This is a genomic window from Bradyrhizobium viridifuturi (assembly GCF_001238275.1).
Taxonomy (GTDB): Bacteria; Pseudomonadota; Alphaproteobacteria; order Rhizobiales; family Xanthobacteraceae; genus Bradyrhizobium; species Bradyrhizobium viridifuturi.
This window is the reverse complement of sequence record NZ_LGTB01000026.1, coordinates 69,904-87,124: the sequence shown is the minus strand read 5'-3', so window position 1 is coordinate 87,124 and position 17,221 is coordinate 69,904. Positions and strand designations below refer to the sequence as shown.

Genomic DNA, 17,221 nt, shown 5'->3' with positions numbered 1-17,221 from the left:
TCGCGTCGGCACATATGTTCACCGCCAATCAAGGCGTTCGGCATCCTCGTCGTGAGCCTTGGCCTGATGGTCATAGTTCTTGGCAAGGTTTTCCAGGATTCCTGAGGTGCGGGGCCAGTCAAAGGCCGTGGCCTCGGACCAATCCCGGTATTGCTTCGCCAGCTGACGTTCCAGATTGCCGCCATCACCGTATGCTCGTGAGGTTACACCACGGCGGTTGGATTTCCCGATCATCACCTCCGTTTCGAGATCGCGGCTGCGGATCGCCTCAATCACCTCGCGGACCGGCGCGGCGGGCCAGATGCCGTCTGCGTCAATCTTGGAGGCTGAGAGCAGCTCGCCGATCTTCTGGTCGGCTATCAGACCGCGGCCCTTGCCGTGGGCGAGCTTGCGCGCCTCCCTGATCCACGCCTCAAGCTTGGCGCCATCGATCGATCCATCGGCGGCCGTGCCCGGGATCACATCCCACAGCCGCAGCAGCCGATAAGCCTGGTTCGCAATCGTGCGGGCATGTTCCTCGTTCTCCACGGGCGGATCGACCACGCCGCTATCCTGGCTGGGCCGAAAGATCGCCGTGATCAATTGGACGAAGAGATCAGGGTTGATCGCGAGCTCTGACATGATTGCCTTCGCCTTGCGCGGCGAGTGCTCGAACATCGGCAAGTATTGCCATTCGAGTTGCGCGAGCGTCTTGGTGGGCACGTCATCTGCCTCGTCCAAGCTACCATCGGTCCATCGCCATGCAGTTTGGCAATCGCCTGAGTAAGCTCTGCGGGTACGCAGAGCGTTGGCCGAGCGGATGCGGATGGAAGGCAACGATGGTTGCATAACAGAACAAATGCGATGTTGAACGGTCATCACAGTTTCAAGTGACGCAATGCCATGTCGTCCAGCTTACCTCAACGGAAAGCACCGCAGGCGAGCCAACGGTGAAGAAGAGAGTTGAGCGGCTTAGCGTTGTGAAGCCGCGGAAGCCGTCAGTCCGGGGCCTGAGGTGTCCAGGTGACCTGAGCCATTCGCTCATACGAGCGGCGGTCTCAGCCTGTCGAGCGCGTTTCAGCAACGCGTCATTTTGTGCACCTGTGGGCCGGCCTTTGGCCTCGCCACGAAGGCGGATGCTTCGTCGGCAAATCGAATAGGCTTCTTCGACTTGGCGTCCTTGAGTTCATGCTTATCCGGTTGCGACACACAGATGCCCATGACCTACTACATCTTGTATTTGTCATGCTGCGCTCCTTTCGTCCACTTTGGCGGCGGTATTCTCGAGAAAGAAGGGCGCGCGCACGCCCGCGCTGAATGCTTCGGCACATTCGAGCGCCTCTTTCACGCGCGCGGATGGTTCGGTCCATTCGCGAGTTGAGCGAAGCGAGCCGAGCGCGATCAGGTCGCCGCAGCCGCAGGCGTCAAAGCCGTGTGACGACTCCCCGACTTGAAAGTCATCCGAAATATGGAAAAGGCGGCCAGAATACCCCACCAAAAAGCTGCCGCCTTCCTCTGCCCCCTCTCTAATGCGCGCAAATCCGCCCTCTTTCATCCGCGCGCGGGCGGCGTCGATAAAGTCAGTGACCATATAGGTCATCACGTCGATACCGACGCGCGGTGTCGGCGGATGAAAATTGAACGCGAGAAGCTGGCCCATGCGGAACGACGACGTGAAGCCCATCACGAAATCGCCATTGCGAAAAACCTTGCGGTCATTGCGAACCATAAGCGAAAGACGCCCTGCGCTGACGCCAGCGCTATCCCCGCCGATAAAAACTTGGCCTTTGTCGACAAGGCGACGATACAGGTCATTCAAAGCCCCTCGCCAGGTGTAGTGGGTGTGTGCGCTAACCCGATAAGCATGCTTGAGTTTGAGGGCTTCTTCAGCCGTTTCGCTCCAATAAGCTGATCGGTCTTCGCCCATGTACTGGACTTGAACGATCTTCCCATTCTTATTCTGTGAGCCGAAGCTCGGACCGCTAGCAGAGTATCGGACGTGCTATCATGCTGCCACATGGTTTGGGGCTCGCCTCCCCCTTGAAATGGTAGTAGCGCGGTTCGCGTGATTGAGTATCCGGACGTGGCGATACAATAGCTGGGGCCGTCGCCATGCCAAGCGGTGTATAAGCCACAACGGCACAGCGCCACCCGCTGAAAATACATGCGGACGGCGCTGGCACCGCACCAGGGGGAGAGCAAAATCCTGGCCCATTGATGGCGCTCAATAACGGAAAGGATTCGGAAACGCTATTCCATATGACTCCGGGATGCGAAACCCACGATCGAAGCCGGGCAGCGTGGAGATGCGCCTGTCCGATATCGAGCCGAAGTTCAGCATTGGATCGGTTGACGTGTCGCCAAGGACGGGACCGTAGGCCTGATTTAAGAGGCGGCGAGCGTCCCGACAAACACCAGTCGCCCTTCAGGATTTCGAACTAATCGCGGACCCGCTCGGGCAAATCGTCGACAGTCGGAAAATCAATCTCGCTGCTCGCACTTGAACTCAATTTGATGGCCCGGGACAAAACCAGGCGGCTCGCTAAGAAATGAAACGGCTTAGTTCCATCAGCTACAACAGAGCAGTTTCGCTCATTTGTCTGATCTAAATGACTGTGCCAGCCTGCCCCCGTGTTCGATGTGATCCGCAAAGCTGCAAAGGCCGTTCAGTATCTAAGGCTACGTAGGGTGAATCGCACCTGCGTGAGCGAACCAGAAGGAAATCTGGGCGATGCGAAAGACGAAGCGTCTTTGCAGACCTCAGCGGAATTTGTGCGCACCTATAGTGCCGCCGTAGACGCGCTCACAGCGACGACAATCAATGCGCAGGCCGGGTTAAACTGGCTGAGCGCTCAACCGCCAGATCTGGAGCAAGTCCTGCGAACGCTCAATGCTGTCACTAACGACGGTAAGCGAGCGGGCGGTAATGTCGTTCGACTTCGGACGTCCATGGATCGATCCCTAGCGGATGACGCCCTTGATCGTTGAGCTCATACCTCTGACTTGGCAAAGCAAGTCGCTTTTGAATCGCACCTCAGGCGATGCCCGCTTTGGCGCTGGTGTTAGGGCAAAAGCAGACGGCAAACGCACTCCGATCCGCAGCGTTCCGATTGGAGTGCATACCTGTCCAATATATCTGCTGCTTGGTGACGAGCTCGACAATCCTCGCGGCCGGATCTACCAGATCAAGGACATGCTGGAGGGCAGCACACCGGCGACCACGCCCGTCGTCAAGCACATCGACCGCTGTCTATCGTGCCTGTCATGCATGACCACCTGTCCGTCGGGCGTGCACTACATGCACCGTGTGGATCACGGTCGCGGCTATATAGAACAGACGTATCGGCGGCCCCTCCACGACCGGCTCGTCCCGGGCCATGCTCGCGATGATCCTTCCCTATCCGAGACGGTTCCGAGCAGTAATCACTGCGGCGCAGATCTCCGACCATTGAAGTACGTCTTGGCCAGGCCGGTTTGCCCCATGTAGGCGATCGGCTTGCCGCGATGCTCGATCTCGCGCCAGCCCAGGTGCCGCTTCGATCCGCCTCGCAAAAGCCTGGTGTCTTTCCGGCGATGGGAGAGAGGCGCGGCCGCGCCGCAATTCTCAGCGGTTGTGCCCAGCCCGTGCTACCTCAGTCGGGCGATCGGCCCAATAGATCAGTTGAGGGTAACGGCGAAGGAACAGGTCTTGGATCATGATGTTTCGCCGTGAACTGAGTCGTTTCCACGCTGGTTTCGAAGTTCAGCCAGAAAAACCATGCCGACGTCGACGGCTGGCTGAGCGATTTCCGGGTCGACAGCCGCCGGCGCAAGCATCTGCGATCCAGGGTACGTGTCGTCGACGAGCCTCATGACCAGCAGGAGCAGCGGCAGCACAAGTTTGGTGTCGTCACGACCGTGCCGATCATCAGCCGCAAGCCGCGGCGCATACTCGACCCTACTCTCGGACCATTTCTCGCCGGCGATGGATTGCGTACGAACGGCGGCTTTCGACGAACTACCAAGGGTCCACGTCGTGAGTTAGGCTGCCTTCTGGTAAGAAAACAGAGCTTCAGAAATAGTGGGTCTAGCGATGTAGCGGTCTCCCGCTACCATCTTTCCCGACACACCTTTGACGCTGTTTGGATGAGCCGTTTCCCGGGGAAGGCCGTCAAGCGGCAACGGCTTTGGCGTCGACGGCGATGCGCTACAAGTCCGGATTGAACTTCTGCACCATTAGCGCTTGAGACAGCCCGCCGTCGCAGTTGAGATTCTGGCCGGTGATGAAAGAGGCCATCGGCGAGGCAAGAAAGACGATCGTGTCGGCCAGCTCCGAAGGCTGCCCCAATCGCTCCATCGGGATACGCGCCGCGCGCTGCTGGACGACCTCTGGCGTCAGAACCGCGCGCATCAGCGGCGTCTCGACGGTGCCCGGGCTGACGACATTGACGCGAACACCGTCCGTGACCCACTCCATTGCCATCGTCTTGGTCAGGGCGATCAGCGCCGCCTTGGTGACGCCGTAGGCCCCGCCGTTGGGATAGGCGCCGATGCCAGCCAGCGAGGCGACCTGTACGATCGATGCGTGGGTGCTCTTGCGCAGATGCGGCAGACAGGTGCGCGCCAGCATGATCGCGCCCTCGACATTGATTCGGAAAGACAGCTTCCAATCCTCGAGGTCGGACGTCTCCAACGGACTGGCCTTCACCACTGCGGCGGCGTTGACCACGATATCGAGTTGACCGAACTCCCGGATGGTTCGTGCAACGGCGGCGTCAATGTGTGCCTGATTTCCAACGTCGAGCGCCACAGCGACGGCTTTGCCGCCATCCGCGACAATCGCGGACGCAACGTCGCGCGTGGCCTGTTCGCGAATATCGGCGACCACCACCATGCCCTCATTGGCGGCAATGATGCGTGCGGTCTCCTCGCCGATGCCGCTGCCCGCGCCCACGACGATCGCGACAAGGCCCTTCAGACGGGAATGACGCATCCAATCGCGCGGGCGGTCCTGAGTCCCCTTGGTCATCTGATCTTCTCCGTTTTTCAGCGCAATCCTGATGACTGCTCTTGATCCCTGCAGCGATCACTGGCCGCAACCATTCGGTGCTCCGGGTTGCATGAGAGCATCCGTAGAAGCATCGACTTGAAAGAATTCCGTTGCCTTACACGTCCACGCCGAGGTCCTGCTTCGCCCGATCGCGAAGGAGAACGCGCTGAACCTTGCCGGATGCCGTCATGGGCAGCGCGTCGACCGTGACCAGGTAGTGCGGGATCTTGAAGCTGGCGATCTTGCCCTTGCAGCGCGTCTTCACGTCCTCGATTGTGCAGGTCGTTCCCGGCTTGAGCACGATGTAAGCGCAAGGCACTTCCGCCAGCCGTGGATGGGGCACGCCGACCACCGCGACCTGCTCGATGGCGGGCACCAGCGCCAGCAGCTCCGTCTCCAGCGCGGCCGGCGACACGTTCTCACCGCCCACCTTCAGCATTTCCTTGTAGCGGCCGAGGAATTGCAGGAACCCGTCGGGCCGCAGAAAGCCGCGGTCGCCGGTGCATAGCCAGCCATCCCTTATGGTCGCGGCGGTGGCCTCCGGATCGCGGAAATAACCGCGCATCGTGGTGTAGCCATGCCAGAGGATCTCTCCCTCGACGCCGGCAGGCTGCTCCTTGCCGCTGCCCGGCTCGACGATCTTCACGTCGAGTCCACTCAAGGGGCGACCGGAGGTGGTGCAGCGCTGTTCTTCGGTGTCGTTGAGCGTGCTGACGCAAACATAGCAGCCCGCTTCCGACATGCCCCAGCCGCTCACTGTCGGACACAATTCGGCTTGGACCTGCTTGGCGACGGCGTTGGAGTTCTCCATGCCCGCAGGCAGGCCACCGAACCGAAGGCTGGACAGATCGGCCTTCGACTGCGCCTGGACCCGCAGAATGTCGGCGTAATGGGTTTCAAAGCCAAACAGTGCCGTAACCCGTTCGCTCTCGATCAGCTGGGTCGCTTGTTCGGCGTCCCACGCGTCCATCACCACCTGCCGGGCGCCCGTATGCATGCAGCCGAACACCATCTCGGACATGCCGAACAAATGGAACATCGGCAGAAAGTTCAGGATCACGCTGCCTTCCCTCAACGGCCAACGATCGTGTCGCTCGCAGATGCTTCGCAGCAGCGTGTGATCATGCATCACCCCCTTGGGATTACCGGTCGTTCCAGATGTAAAGACGATCAGTGCGATGTCGTCGATCCTGACATCGTCGACCGCCTTCTCCAGGGCATCGGGTAAGACGCGATCCGCGTCAGCGAGGAAGCCTTCCCAGGACAGCGATCCCCGATCGGAGCTGTCACTCATCACGACGATGTCGGTGAGGTGCGGAAAGGCTTCCACGCGCTCGAATTGCTCGCCGTCGAACCCAGGGAGAACCGCCTTCAGGATCTCGAGATACCCGATCGGTCCGGACCGTTCGACGATGAACAGCAGCTTGCACTCCGCAAGCTTGAGGGCGTAGGCGACGTCGTGCTCGCGGTAGCGGGTGTTCATCGGGGCGGCGATGGCGCCGATCCGCAAGATTGCGTACAGGGCGATCGTGAACTCGATCCGGTTCGTGACCCACAGGCCGACGACATCGCCCTTTCTGATTCCGCGCGCGAGCAGCGCGCATGCGGCGCGGTCTATCTCGGAGTTGAGCTCGGTGAAGCTCAATCGAACGTCGCGAAAGCTGATCGCCGTCTCATTGCCCCAGCGCTGCGCCGCGGTACGGGGCAGGTCGCCAAATCTCGACGCTGCTGCAGACATGTGTTTCGCTCCCTGGCCACATTCGTTGGCTTGTTACTTGGGCTGGCCTTTCGTCGCCGACGCCGGTTTGGCGCCAAGCAGCAGGAAGGGAAGCCGCTGATCGTTGTCAGCTCGACCATTTCGACCGTCGTCTACTAAATTGACGGCAAAAATACCAATTCGTCGATATATATACCAATTGGTATGTAGAGCCAAGAGCCCGGAGCGTCTTTCTATGCCCGGGGCTGAACGGTGTGCGCGATCTCGTTCGGCTATGCCGACCCGAGCTATCCCGCCAACGGCTTCCGGACGGGACGCGCATTGCCGTCGGAGGTCGTTCGGTTCCATGATGGCGCTTGAGCGACGGGAACGCTCCTATCGACAGGATTGACCGACAGCATCAGGAGGCGGCAATGGCGGATGGACAATACAGGGCGAAGCTGCAGGACGTCAGGGCCAACGCTGCGCGGCTCTACAAGGCGGCGCCCGAGCCGATGAAGGCCTTTCAGTCGCTTGTCAGTGTCGCCACGAAGGATGGGGTACTGTCCGTCCGGCACAAGGAACTGATCGCGCTCGCCATCGCGATCGCAACGCGCTGCGAGGGTTGCATCGTCCATCATGTCGACGCCGCCAGGCGTCACGGCGCCGCGCGCGAGGAAGTCGCCGAGACCATTGCGGTCGCGGTCGAAATGGGCGGAGGGCCCGCGACGGTCTATGGTGCCGCGGCGCTCGCGGCGTTCGATGAGTTCGCCTTGATCGCCACATGAGGGCGCCGCGGCTTCGCGTCGTTTCGATATCGCCGACGCGTCATCCGACTGCGCTAGAAGCTTCACCACCGCTTGCGCCCGCCGTGATCACGGCAACCGGCAGACCGGGCGGTCAGCGTCAACGCTCCAGGCGAGGTCGCCGCGCCGGATCAGGCGGTTCACATGCGCCAGCGTTTCGGTGAAGGCGAAGCTCATCTCATGTGCGGTGAGATTGCGTGAATGGAACAGCGCAGGGACGAGTTCGTCGACCGATTTCGGTCCCTGGCGGCAGGCTTCGATGGCGCGGCTGCAGCGTTCTTCGTGATGGGCCAGGATCTCCGCGCAGCGCCGGTGCAGGCCGAAGAATGGCCGCCGGTGGCCGGGCAGGACGAGCACGTCATCAGGAATCTCCGACGTCATGCCGCGCAGTGTGCGCATATAGTGGCCGAGCGGATCGCCGTTCGGCTCCTCCGCCCACACGCTGATGTTGGGCGTGATCTTCTCGAGCACCTGGTCGGCGGCGAGCAGCAGCGACTCCTCGGGGCAGTAGAGCAGGACTTGTTCAGGCGCATGTCCGTCGGCGCTCAGCACGCGAAAGCGGCGGCTTCCGATGTTCAGCGTGTCGCCCATCAATAGCCGGTAGAAGGTCTCGGGCAGCGCCGTCACCTCGCGCAGGTAGTCGAGGCCATGGGTCGCGACGATGGACGCCGTCTCGGCCGTCATGCCGTAGCGCAGGTAGAATGACCTGTTCTGCTCCGAAGCTGTCGAATGCGGGTCGAGCGAGAGCATCTTGCATGCAGCGTAAGTGGAGTAGCTGGTCAGCAGCGGTACGTCGAAGCGCGCGCAGAGCCAGCCGGCCAACCCGATGTGATCGGGGTGAAAGTGCGAGACGATAACCCGGGTGATGCGAATGCCGGCGAGGGGACCAGCGAAAAGCTTGTCCCAGACCGCCTGCGCTTCCGCCGTTCGGATGCCGGTGTCGAAGATCGCCCAGCCGCCGTCATCCTCCAACAGATAGATGTTCACATGATCGAGGCGGTAGGGAAGCGGCACCCGTAGCCAGCGCAGGCCGGGCGCGACCTCGAGCACTTCGCCGGAGGCGGGCGGTGTCTCGAACGGGAACGTCAGTGCGCGTGCCTGGTCAGGGCGTGTATGCAATGTCATGATCGGTCCTCATTTCCGCCACCCGATGTGCGCATCGCCGCAATCTCCGTTGGTCAGCGCAGGCCGAGGCCGCGCGCGATGATGCCGCGGAGAATTTCGCGTGTTCCCCCGCGCAGCGAGAAGGATGGCGCCGCCTGCACGATGTAGTGCAGGGTGCGGGCGAGCTCGCGCGTTTGCTCCGAATCGGGGTCGATCTCGACGAGGCTTCTCACCACGTCGGGTATCTCCTGTTCGACCAGCGCGCCGAGATCCTTGACGACCGCCGCTTCCAGCGCCGGGTTCTCGCCATTCTGCAGCAGCCAGGCAACACCGCGGGACAATTGCCGTAGCACGACGAAATGCGAGATCAGCCGGCCCACTGCAATCGTGGCATGGTCCGACGGATTGCGCTGGAGCACGCGGATTAGTTCGGCAAACAGGACGAAAGAGGAGAGGAAGCGCTCCGGGCCCGACCGTTCATAGGCGAGCTCGCTGGTCACCTGGTGCCAGCCATTGCCCTCTTCGCCGATCAGCGCCGAGCCCGGAACAAAGACGTTCTCGAACACCACCTCGTTGAAGTGCTTGGCTCCCGACAGATCTGCGATCGGACGGATCGTGATGCCCGGCAGCGTCAAGTCGACCAGCAACTGGCTGGTGCCCTTGTGCCGGTCGGCGGGACCTCCACTGGTCCTGCAGAACAGCAGCATGTAGTGCGCGCGGTGGCCGTAGGTGGTCCACAGCTTGGTGCCGTTGACACGGAAGCCGCCGTCGACGGGCTCGGCGCGGGTGCGGACCGCGGCAAGGTCGGAGCCGGAATCCGGCTCGCTCATGCCGATGCAGCAGAACAGTTCGCCGGCCGCGATCTTCGGCAGCACGTTTTGCCGTTGCTCCTCGGTGCCGAAGCGTAGCAGCAGCGGGCCACTCTGCCGATCCGCGATCCAGTGCGCGGCAACCGGGGCGCCGACGGCCAGCATCTCCTCGAGCACGACATAGCGTTCGAGGCTGCTCCGCTCATGGCCGCCATATTGCTTCGGCCACGTCATTCCGATCCAGCCGCGCTCGCCCATCCGACGCGAGAACTGCGCGTCGAAGCCGCTCCAGGAGGCCGCGCGCACATGCGCCGGCACGTTGCGCAGCTCCTCGGCGAGGAAAGCACGCACTTCGCCGCGCAGTTTCTCGGCTTCGGGCAGCGGCGGTGCGTTGGGGAAGGTGAAGTAGGTCATCGTGCCTCCTGCGGCGCGCCGAACGCCGTCACGAAGGGCCAAAGGCCTTCGGCTCCGGCCGCGAGCGCCTGTCCGCCCAGGATGGCGCTCCAATGCCGTTCCGAGCCGAATTCGTCCCGCCAGGCCCACAGTCGCCTGGTGAAGAAATGCAGCCGGTGCTCCTCGGTGAAGCCGATTGCGCCGTGCACCTGATGCGCGATCGGCGCCGCCACACTCACAGCTTCTCCGGCCCGCGCCTTGGCGGCGGCGATCGACGGGATGTCGAGGCCATCGAAGGCCGCGCCGGCGATCGCGGCTGCGCCGCCGCATGCCGCAACCTGCCCGGCGAGGACCGCGAGCGATTGCTGAACCGCTTGCTGCTTGCCGATCGGCTTGCCGAACTGCACGCGCTCGTTGGCGTAGGTGACCGTCAGCTCGAGCACCCGCTCAAGCGCGCCGGCCATCTCGGCGACGCGCAGCGCCGCACCAGCCGCCCTCAGTGTTTCGCAGTTCCATCGCGTTGGCGCCGGCCGCACATCGTCGTTCGACAACAGGGCGTCTATCGTCAGTGCATCGGACGGTACGCCGGCCAACGATGCGCGTTGCTCCAATTCCGCGATAGTCCGGTTCAGCGCGACCACGAACGGACTTCCGTCATGATCTGCCAGCGCGACGATCGTGCCGGCGTGGCGTGCCCACGGCACGCCTACGGCTCGACCTCGGATGCGCCATCCGGCTCCCTCCCGCTGGAGCGAGAACGCCGTGCAGCCGGTGACCGGCGCAATCGTCGCGGGTCTGTCTACCGGCGCGAAGCCCGCCTCGGTCAGCAGCCGATTGGCGAGCATCGCTTCGGCGAGCGGCACGGGCGCCGCGTGATAGCCCGCAATGCGCACGAGCTCGATGGCTTCGGCAGGGGCGACGCCGAATCCGCCGCCTGCCTCGCTGACGAAAGCCAGCGGAAAACCAGCCTCGGCGACCTCCCGCCAGCTCGTTTCAGACCACCCGCCAAGCTCGGCCTTTCTGAGCTCGCCATCGTTCACAGCTCCAAAGAGCCGGGTCGCGCTTTCACTCAGGAGAGCTGCTGTTTCGCTACGGTATGGCAATCGCATCACCTCTTCGGCCGGCATCGGCCAATGCCCGGCGGACACCAGGTTGTCCGGAGGCAATATACTGGATAGTATTTTTGGTTGTCCAACGATTATGCTATGATGAAATGGCTGGGCTGTGGCGCGCCTGCAATTTCGGTGGCATAGCACGCGTTGGCGAATCGGTGCCGATAGTCAGCAGCTCTGGACGTGATTGGCAGGGAAGGTCCGTAAATGAACGTCAAGCAACAGATTAAGGAGTACAAGCGGGAGCTGATCTTGGACGCTGCGGCGAAGCTGTTTTACGAGAAGGGCTTCCAGAAGACGACCATCGACGACATCGGCGCGGCGCTCGGCGTCACCAAGCCATTCATCTATACGTACTTCGAGAACAAATACGCGATCCTCGAGCAGCTGTTCGATCAGTCATTTGAGGAGTTGTATGTTGACGTACTCAAGGTCCTGAACAGCAAGCAGGGATCTCCAAAGGACCGCCTCCGGCAACTCATCACAGTGTATGTCGAGAAGAACATCGAGCGGCAAAGGTTTACTGCCATCATGCTCGAGGAGGAAAAGAACCTCAGCTCAAAGAAGATCAGCGACATCAGGCGCAAGCAACGCGACTTCGACACCAAGCTCGCGCGTCTCATCGAAGAAGGCGTGGAGGCCGGCCAGTTTCGGGTGAGCGACCCCATGATCGCATCGTTGGCCATCAGCGGTATGGTCCGGTGGACCCACCGCTGGTACTCGCCTCAGGGACGGCTTTCCGCCTCGGAATTGGCAACGAGATTGAGCGACCTTGCCCTGAATTTGGTCGGATGCGCCCAGGCGTGAGCGCATCCGGATTTGCGTTACGCCGCCTCACTTGCTTGCTTGTGCTTCCCTGACCAGCGGACATTCGCTTTCGGAGAGCGGGCGAGTTGCTTCCTCGGCGGAGAGCTTCTGGATCGGCTTCAGGACGTCCCAGTCCGACGTCGATTCCTTCGGTGACTTGGCCTGGAACAGGTACATCGGTCGCGGCAGCCGGCCGTCCTCACGGACTTTGCCGTTCTCGGTCATGAAGTCGTTGACCGGCAACTCCCGCATCTTCGCGGCGACCTTGATGGCATCGGTCGTTCCCGCGGCCTGAACAGCCTTCAGATAGTGGGTCACTGCGCTGTAGATGCCGGCCTGCATGCTGTTCGGCATCTTCTTGGCGATCGCGAAGAAGCGCTTGGAATAAGCCCGCGTCTTGTCGTCGAGATCCCAATAGAATGCTTCCGACGAGAGCAGCCCCTGCGCCGTCTTTGGGCCGAGGGAATGGATGTCGTTCACGAAGGTGATGAAAGATGCCAGCTTCTGCCCGCCATCGACGATGCCGAACTCCTGGGCCTGCTTCACGAAGTTGATGAAGTCAGCGCCGGCAAGCGCGAGTAGGATCGCCTTTGCCTTCGAGGCCTGCGCCTGGAGGATGAAGGAACTGTAGTCCGCGGTGTTGAGCGGAACGCGGACGCTGCCGACGGCCTTGCCGCCCGCCGCTTCCGCGAAGCGTGATCCATCGCGCGCCATGGCGGTGGCGAATGCGTAGTCGACGAGCACCTGGTAGAAAGTGTCCGCCCCCGAGCGGATCGTCGCCATGCCGACCGTCTTGGCCAGCCCGTAGCTGTCGTACACCCAGTGGAACGAGGTCGGGCTGCAGGCCTTCCCGCTGAGGTCGCCGGTGCCGGCGCTGACGACGATGTCAATCTTTCGACTGGAGACGGCCACGTTGCGGACCGCAAGGGCGACCGCGGAGTTGCTGAGGCCTGTTATCATTTCGACGCCGTCGGCTTCGATCCAGCGCTTTGCAATCGCAACGCCGGCATCGGCCTTGTTCATGTGATCGGCGGAAACGATCTCGACCTTTCGGTTCAGCACCGGGCCGAAATCCTCAACCGCCAACCGCGCCGAGATGACCGAGCCTTGGCCGGACAGATCGGCGTAGGGGCCCGACATGTCCTCGATGACGCCGACCTTCAACGCTGGCTCCTCGGCCCGCACAACATCGGTGGCCAATATCAATGACAACGTCAGCAGGATCGTACCAGAAAGATAGCGCATGTTTCCTCCAAAACATTTTATATACTAGTTGGTATTTTTGAAGAACATAAAGTAGTAGTACCAGGAAAGCAAATGGTAAGTGAGCGCGCGGGAACGGTCAGGCGCGCTTCCGATCGGAGCCGTTCCCGACGTCCTTGTCGCGTCCGCAATGCAGCCATGCCGCAAGGCGTGCAACACGAACGCGATCGGTACTTGACATATACTGCTTAGTATATTTTTATATCAATAAGAATATTCGAGGCAGATACGGGAGACGTCAGGGATGACCAGCGCGAACAAGGCCTCTTTCAGGGTGGCGGTCATCGGGGCCGGCGCTTCCGGCATCGCGACCGCGGTCTATCTGCAGCGCGCGGGTGTCGCCTTCACGATTTTCGAACGTGCCGGCGACGTCGGCGGTACGTGGCGCGACAACACCTATCCCGGACTTTCCTGCGACGTTCCCTCGCACCTCTACCGCTATTCGTTCGCTCCGAACGCTGAATGGAGCCACGAATACTCGCCTGCCGCGGAGATCCACGCTTACTTCCGGGGCGTCGCGGAGAGGCTTGGGATCATCGACAAGGTCCGCTTGTCCAGCGAGGTCACCAGGGCGGAGTTCGTGGGTGACGGTATGTGGCGCATCACGACCACGCAGGGCGATGAGGGCCTGTTCAATGCCGTCATCGCAGCGACCGGCGTGCTGCACAAGCTCGTCCTGCCCGACATCGAAGGGCGAGATAGCTTTGCCGGCACGTTCTTCCACAGTTCGCGGTGGAACCACGAGGTCTCGCTGGCAAACAAGCGGGTCGGCATCATCGGCACTGGCTCGACCGCCACGCAGATCCTGCCGGCGATCGTCGACGAGGTGGCCTCCGTGTCGCTCTTTCAGCGGACGCCGCAATGGATCGTCAACGTTCCGAACAACCCGTTTCCCGAAGAGAAGAAGAGGGCGTTTCGGGACGAGCCGCAGAAGATGGCGGAGCTCTACGACCATCTCAACAACTTGTTCAACCAGCGGTTTGCGGCATCTCTGGTCGGCGAGAACGATGCCGGTCTTGCCGAAATGGCGCGGGCCTGCCGGCAGAATCTCGAAGACAATGTCCACGATCCCGATCTTCGGCGCCGCCTGACGCCGTCCTACCAGGCCGGGTGCAAGCGCCTGATCGTGTCCGACAAATTCTATCCGGCGATCCAGCGCCCGAACGCCCATTTGGTCGATGCCAAGATCACGCAAATCGAGCCTGCCGGCATCAGGACCGCGGACGGTCTGCTGCACGAGCTCGATGTGATCGTCTATGCAACGGGCTTCGACCCGTTCGCATTCTTCCGTCCCGCGGTCATCGTCGGCAGGGATGGCGTCAGCCTGAATGAGCGCTGGAAGGAGTCCTGCCAGGCCTATCGCTCGGTCGCGGTGCCGGGCTTCCCCAACCTGTTCTTCATCGGCGGTCCGAACAGCCCGATCGGCAACTTTTCATTCCTGCGTACTGCCGAGGTCCAGATCGGATACGTGACCAGGCTCGTGGAGATGCTGGCCGACGGGATGCATCGCGAGATCGAGCCGACACAGGAGGCGACGGAATCCTTCAACGCCGAGGTCGAGCAGGCGATCAAGCATACCGTCTGGGTCACCGGTGGGTGCACCAGCTGGTATTTCGACAAGCAGGGCAAGGTCGTCTCATGGCCATGGTCTTACGGACGGTTCGAGGCCGATCTGAAGCAGCCTCGCATGGAGGAGTTCAAGGCAGCCTGATCGCAAAGAACAAAGGGGAGGACGTCAATGATCGGGGCAATCCCGAATGAGCGGCACGACGCTGCCGCGGCGGAGGCCGATGCGCGGCGCGTTCCCGAGCGCCACGAAGCCGTCCTGCGCTACGTGCTGGAGCGCCGCGCCGCGAGCCATCCCGAACGGCCGTTCCTGCGTTTTCCCGACGGTACGGTGACGAGCTATGGCGCATTTCTCCTATCGGTGCAGCGCCTCGCCGCGGGTCTTGCCTTCATCGGCGTGAAGCAGGGCGATACGGTCAATGTCTGGCTGCCGAACACCGTCGATATCGTGCGGGCCTGGTTTGCGATCAACTGGCTCGGTGCGGTCTACGTGCCGATCAACACCGCCTATCGCGGCAGCCTGCTATCGCATGTCCTGATCAATGGCGGCGCTACGGTGCTGCTGGCGAATAGCGGCCTCGTCGACCGGCTGCGGGAGATCGACTGCGGCACGATCGAGACGATCGTCGTCGCCGGCGAGCCATGCGGTGACATCGATGGGATGAGGCAGATCCCGCTCGAGGCGCTCGACCTTGATCCCGCCGATCTTCCACCCCTGGTGCGGCCGATCGAGCCGTGGGATCCGCAATCGATCGTCTACACTTCGGGGACGACCGGCCGGTCAAAGGGCGTGGTCAGCTCCTACGCGCATATGTGGCACATGTGCGGTCCGGCTGCCTATCCGATGCTCGACGAGACCGACAGCGTGCTGTGCTTCCTGCCCTTCTTCCATATCGGCGGGACGCTACCGGTATCGGCGATGCTCAATCGCGGCGGCGCGGTCGGGCTGGGCGGCGATTTCACCACCGACCGGTTCTGGCCGGCGGTTCATGCCACGCAGGCAACCTACACGATCCTGCTCGGCGTGATGTCGAGCTTCATCGCCAAGCTGCCGCCGTCAGACGCCGACCGCAAGCACACGCTGAGGAAGGTGACGATGATCCCGCTGCCCGGCGACTCCCGGGCGTTCGCGGAGCGGTTCGGCGTCGACGTCTGGACGCTGTTCAACATGACCGAGCTCAACACCCCGATCGTGTCGGAGCGCAACCCGCCGACGCCCGGCACCTGTGGCAAGGCGCGGCCGGGCAACGCGCTTCGCATTGTCGATGATCGTGATCGCGAGGTCGCGCCCGGCGAGATCGGCGAATTGATCATTCGCAGCGACGCCCCGTGGGCGTTGAACTCCGGTTACTTCAAGAATCCGGAGGCTACGGCGCATGCCTGGCGCAACGGCTGGTTCCACACCGGCGATGCATTTCGCAGGGACGTCGACGGCAATTTCTTCTTTGTCGATCGCATCAAGGACGCGATCCGCCGCCGCGGCGAGAACATCTCCTCGTTCGAGGTCGAGGCCGAGATCCTTGCGCATCCGGCCATCCGCGAATGCGCCGTGGTCGCGGTGCCGAACGAGCTTGCCGAGGACGATGTGCTTGCGATCGTGGCACCGGCGCCCGGCGCGGTGGTGAAGCCGGAGGAATTGCTTGCGTTCCTGCAAGCCCGGCTCGCGTACTTCATGATCCCGCGATATGTGCGCATCGTCGCCGAGTTGCCGCGCACCCCGACACAGAAGGTCGAGAAATACGTGCTGCGGCAGCAGGCCGTGACGGCGGACACCTGGGATCGTGAGAAAGCCGGTATCCGGATCAAGCGAGACAAACTCACCAACTGAATAGATAAGGAGATCGATATGACGCGCACGGTGATGGTGACGGGCTCGTCCCAGGGCGTTGGCCTGGGGATCGCAAAAGTGTTCCTCAAACATGGCTGGCAGGTGTTCGGCGTTGACCAGAAGCCGGCGAGCGAGATGGTCGCAACAGAGAGCAGCTACGCGCATGTCACCGCCGACCTTCGTGACGGCAACGCCTGCGAGCAGGCCGTCACCGAGTGCGTCCGCCGCTTCGGCAGGCTTGATGCACTCGTCAACAATGCCGGCCTCGGCAACGCGCGCGGCTTCATGGAGACGACCGACGACGATTACGAGCGCTATTACTCGATCAATGTCCGGCCGGTGCTGCGACTCTGTCGCCTCGCGCTTCCGGCCTTGAAGCAAAGCCATGGCGCCATCGTCAACATTGCATCGGTGTTCGGGATGATCGGGGCGGCGGGCAGTGCTGCCTATGTGCCGACCAAATTCGCCGTCGTCGGCATCACCAAAATGCTGGCGACCGAGTTCGGCAAGGACGGCATTCGCGTCAACGCAGTGGCGCCCGGCCTGATCTGGAGTCCCGGCACCGACGACCGCATCAAGAACAACGCGTGGTGGCATCGCATGATGATCGAGGGCTGCCCGCTCGGTCGGGTCGGCCAACCCGAAGAGATCGGTGAGGCCTGTGCCTTCCTCGCGTCGGACGCCGCAAGCTTCATCAACGGTGTCGTGCTTCCGGTCGATGGCGGCTGGTCTATCGCGAAATTTCTGCCGCAGTCCGCGGATGCGTAAGGCAGCACGCACGCCTCGATGCGCTTTCGCCGCTGCCTAAATCGTCGAGCGCATTCATCAG

15 protein-coding genes and 1 pseudogene are annotated in these 17,221 nt (G+C 62.1%); 7 read left to right on the top strand and 9 right to left on the bottom strand.

Going from position 1 to position 17,221, the window contains the following annotated elements; translation table 11 throughout:
• Positions 1 to 18 precede the first annotated feature (18 nt).
• Complete coding sequence (locus ALC15_RS23365) at positions 19 to 720, bottom strand: hypothetical protein (RefSeq protein ID WP_050629286.1); 702 nt, start codon at positions 718 to 720, stop codon at positions 19 to 21.
• A 502-nt stretch (positions 721 to 1,222) separates the two neighbouring features.
• Entirely contained in the window at positions 1,223 to 1,906 is a 684-nt protein-coding gene (locus ALC15_RS23360; protein WP_244486222.1) for a hypothetical protein, read from the bottom strand.
• Between the two features lie 704 nt (positions 1,907 to 2,610).
• Between ALC15_RS23360 and ALC15_RS43435 the strand changes: the two genes are divergently transcribed.
• The gene (locus tag ALC15_RS43435) at positions 2,611 to 2,967 is read left to right on the top strand and encodes a hypothetical protein (RefSeq protein ID WP_128089563.1); all 357 of its coding nucleotides are present in this window, start codon (positions 2,611 to 2,613) and stop codon (positions 2,965 to 2,967) included.
• 133 nt (positions 2,968 to 3,100) lie between these two features.
• Positions 3,101 to 3,609 (top strand): annotated as a pseudogene (locus tag ALC15_RS46430) (glycolate oxidase iron-sulfur subunit); the annotation flags it as partial.
• 63 nt (positions 3,610 to 3,672) lie between these two features.
• Here the strand turns inward: ALC15_RS46430 and ALC15_RS23355 are convergent.
• The 3 genes from ALC15_RS23355 to ALC15_RS23345 form a co-directional block, all read right to left on the bottom strand.
• Entirely contained in the window at positions 3,673 to 3,855 is a 183-nt protein-coding gene (locus ALC15_RS23355; RefSeq protein WP_050629285.1) for a hypothetical protein, read from the bottom strand.
• A gap of 310 nt (positions 3,856 to 4,165) precedes the next feature.
• On the bottom strand, positions 4,166 to 4,987 hold the full coding sequence (locus ALC15_RS23350; RefSeq protein ID WP_050629284.1) for an SDR family NAD(P)-dependent oxidoreductase: 822 nt from the start codon (positions 4,985 to 4,987) through the stop codon (positions 4,166 to 4,168).
• A 136-nt stretch (positions 4,988 to 5,123) separates the two neighbouring features.
• A complete protein-coding gene (locus ALC15_RS23345; RefSeq protein WP_050629283.1) occupies positions 5,124 to 6,746 on the bottom strand; it encodes a class I adenylate-forming enzyme family protein in 1,623 nt (540 codons plus the stop codon).
• Between the two features lie 392 nt (positions 6,747 to 7,138).
• On the opposite strand from ALC15_RS23345, the gene ALC15_RS23340 reads away from it, so the two are divergent.
• On the top strand, positions 7,139 to 7,492 hold the full coding sequence (locus ALC15_RS23340; protein ID WP_050629282.1) for a carboxymuconolactone decarboxylase family protein: 354 nt from the start codon (positions 7,139 to 7,141) through the stop codon (positions 7,490 to 7,492).
• 87 nt (positions 7,493 to 7,579) lie between these two features.
• Here the strand turns inward: ALC15_RS23340 and ALC15_RS23335 are convergent, their stop codons facing one another.
• Genes ALC15_RS23335 through ALC15_RS23325 form a run of 3 tightly spaced genes read right to left on the bottom strand, consistent with a single transcriptional unit; the run spans position 7,580 to position 10,943 of the window.
• On the bottom strand, positions 7,580 to 8,635 hold the full coding sequence (locus ALC15_RS23335; protein ID WP_050629281.1) for an MBL fold metallo-hydrolase: 1,056 nt from the start codon (positions 8,633 to 8,635) through the stop codon (positions 7,580 to 7,582).
• A gap of 53 nt (positions 8,636 to 8,688) precedes the next feature.
• A complete protein-coding gene (locus tag ALC15_RS23330) occupies positions 8,689 to 9,837 on the bottom strand; it encodes an acyl-CoA dehydrogenase family protein (RefSeq protein WP_050629280.1) in 1,149 nt (382 codons plus the stop codon).
• On the bottom strand, positions 9,834 to 10,943 hold the full coding sequence (locus tag ALC15_RS23325) for an acyl-CoA dehydrogenase family protein (protein WP_094194046.1): 1,110 nt from the start codon (positions 10,941 to 10,943) through the stop codon (positions 9,834 to 9,836). The genes ALC15_RS23330 and ALC15_RS23325 overlap by 4 nt, the downstream gene beginning before the upstream one ends.
• A 192-nt stretch (positions 10,944 to 11,135) precedes the next feature.
• On the opposite strand from ALC15_RS23325, the gene ALC15_RS23320 reads away from it, so the two are divergent.
• Positions 11,136 to 11,735, top strand: a complete 600-nt coding sequence (locus ALC15_RS23320) for a TetR/AcrR family transcriptional regulator (RefSeq protein ID WP_050629278.1) — start codon at positions 11,136 to 11,138, stop codon at positions 11,733 to 11,735.
• Positions 11,736 to 11,762: 27 nt separating this feature from the next.
• On the opposite strand, the gene ALC15_RS23315 is transcribed toward ALC15_RS23320, so the two are convergent.
• On the bottom strand, positions 11,763 to 12,980 hold the full coding sequence (locus ALC15_RS23315) for an ABC transporter substrate-binding protein (protein ID WP_050629277.1): 1,218 nt from the start codon (positions 12,978 to 12,980) through the stop codon (positions 11,763 to 11,765).
• A gap of 262 nt (positions 12,981 to 13,242) precedes the next feature.
• Between ALC15_RS23315 and ALC15_RS23310 the strand changes: the two genes are divergently transcribed.
• Genes ALC15_RS23310 through ALC15_RS23300 form a run of 3 tightly spaced genes read left to right on the top strand, consistent with a single transcriptional unit; the run spans position 13,243 to position 17,160 of the window.
• Positions 13,243 to 14,709, top strand: coding sequence for a flavin-containing monooxygenase (locus ALC15_RS23310; RefSeq protein WP_050629276.1), 1,467 nt, complete (start codon positions 13,243 to 13,245; stop codon positions 14,707 to 14,709).
• 27 nt (positions 14,710 to 14,736) lie between these two features.
• Positions 14,737 to 16,392: an AMP-binding protein gene (locus tag ALC15_RS23305; RefSeq protein ID WP_050629275.1), complete on the top strand. Its 1,656-nt coding sequence runs from the start codon at positions 14,737 to 14,739 to the stop codon at positions 16,390 to 16,392.
• Positions 16,393 to 16,410: 18 nt separating this feature from the next.
• Positions 16,411 to 17,160, top strand: a complete 750-nt coding sequence (locus tag ALC15_RS23300) for an SDR family NAD(P)-dependent oxidoreductase (protein WP_050629274.1) — start codon at positions 16,411 to 16,413, stop codon at positions 17,158 to 17,160.
• Positions 17,161 to 17,221: the final 61 nt, after the last annotated feature.

Excerpts from the sequence above, each read along its gene's own strand:
- ALC15_RS23360 (WP_244486222.1), bottom strand. The coding sequence starts at position 1,906 with ATGGGCGAAGACCGATCAGCTTATTGGAGCGAAACGGCTGAAGAAGCC.
- ALC15_RS23350 (WP_050629284.1), bottom strand. The coding sequence starts at position 4,987 with ATGACCAAGGGGACTCAGGACCGCCCGCGCGATTGGATGCGTCATTCC.
- ALC15_RS23345 (WP_050629283.1), bottom strand. The coding sequence starts at position 6,746 with ATGTCTGCAGCAGCGTCGAGATTTGGCGACCTGCCCCGTACCGCGGCG.
- ALC15_RS23340 (WP_050629282.1), top strand. The coding sequence starts at position 7,139 with ATGGCGGATGGACAATACAGGGCGAAGCTGCAGGACGTCAGGGCCAAC.
- ALC15_RS23335 (WP_050629281.1), bottom strand. The coding sequence starts at position 8,635 with ATGACATTGCATACACGCCCTGACCAGGCACGCGCACTGACGTTCCCG.
- ALC15_RS23330 (WP_050629280.1), bottom strand. The coding sequence starts at position 9,837 with ATGACCTACTTCACCTTCCCCAACGCACCGCCGCTGCCCGAAGCCGAG.
- ALC15_RS23325 (WP_094194046.1), bottom strand. The coding sequence starts at position 10,943 with ATGCCGGCCGAAGAGGTGATGCGATTGCCATACCGTAGCGAAACAGCA.
- ALC15_RS23320 (WP_050629278.1), top strand. The coding sequence starts at position 11,136 with ATGAACGTCAAGCAACAGATTAAGGAGTACAAGCGGGAGCTGATCTTG.
- ALC15_RS23315 (WP_050629277.1), bottom strand. The coding sequence starts at position 12,980 with ATGCGCTATCTTTCTGGTACGATCCTGCTGACGTTGTCATTGATATTG.
- ALC15_RS23310 (WP_050629276.1), top strand. The coding sequence starts at position 13,243 with ATGACCAGCGCGAACAAGGCCTCTTTCAGGGTGGCGGTCATCGGGGCC.
- ALC15_RS23305 (WP_050629275.1), top strand. The coding sequence starts at position 14,737 with ATGATCGGGGCAATCCCGAATGAGCGGCACGACGCTGCCGCGGCGGAG.
- ALC15_RS23300 (WP_050629274.1), top strand. The coding sequence starts at position 16,411 with ATGACGCGCACGGTGATGGTGACGGGCTCGTCCCAGGGCGTTGGCCTG.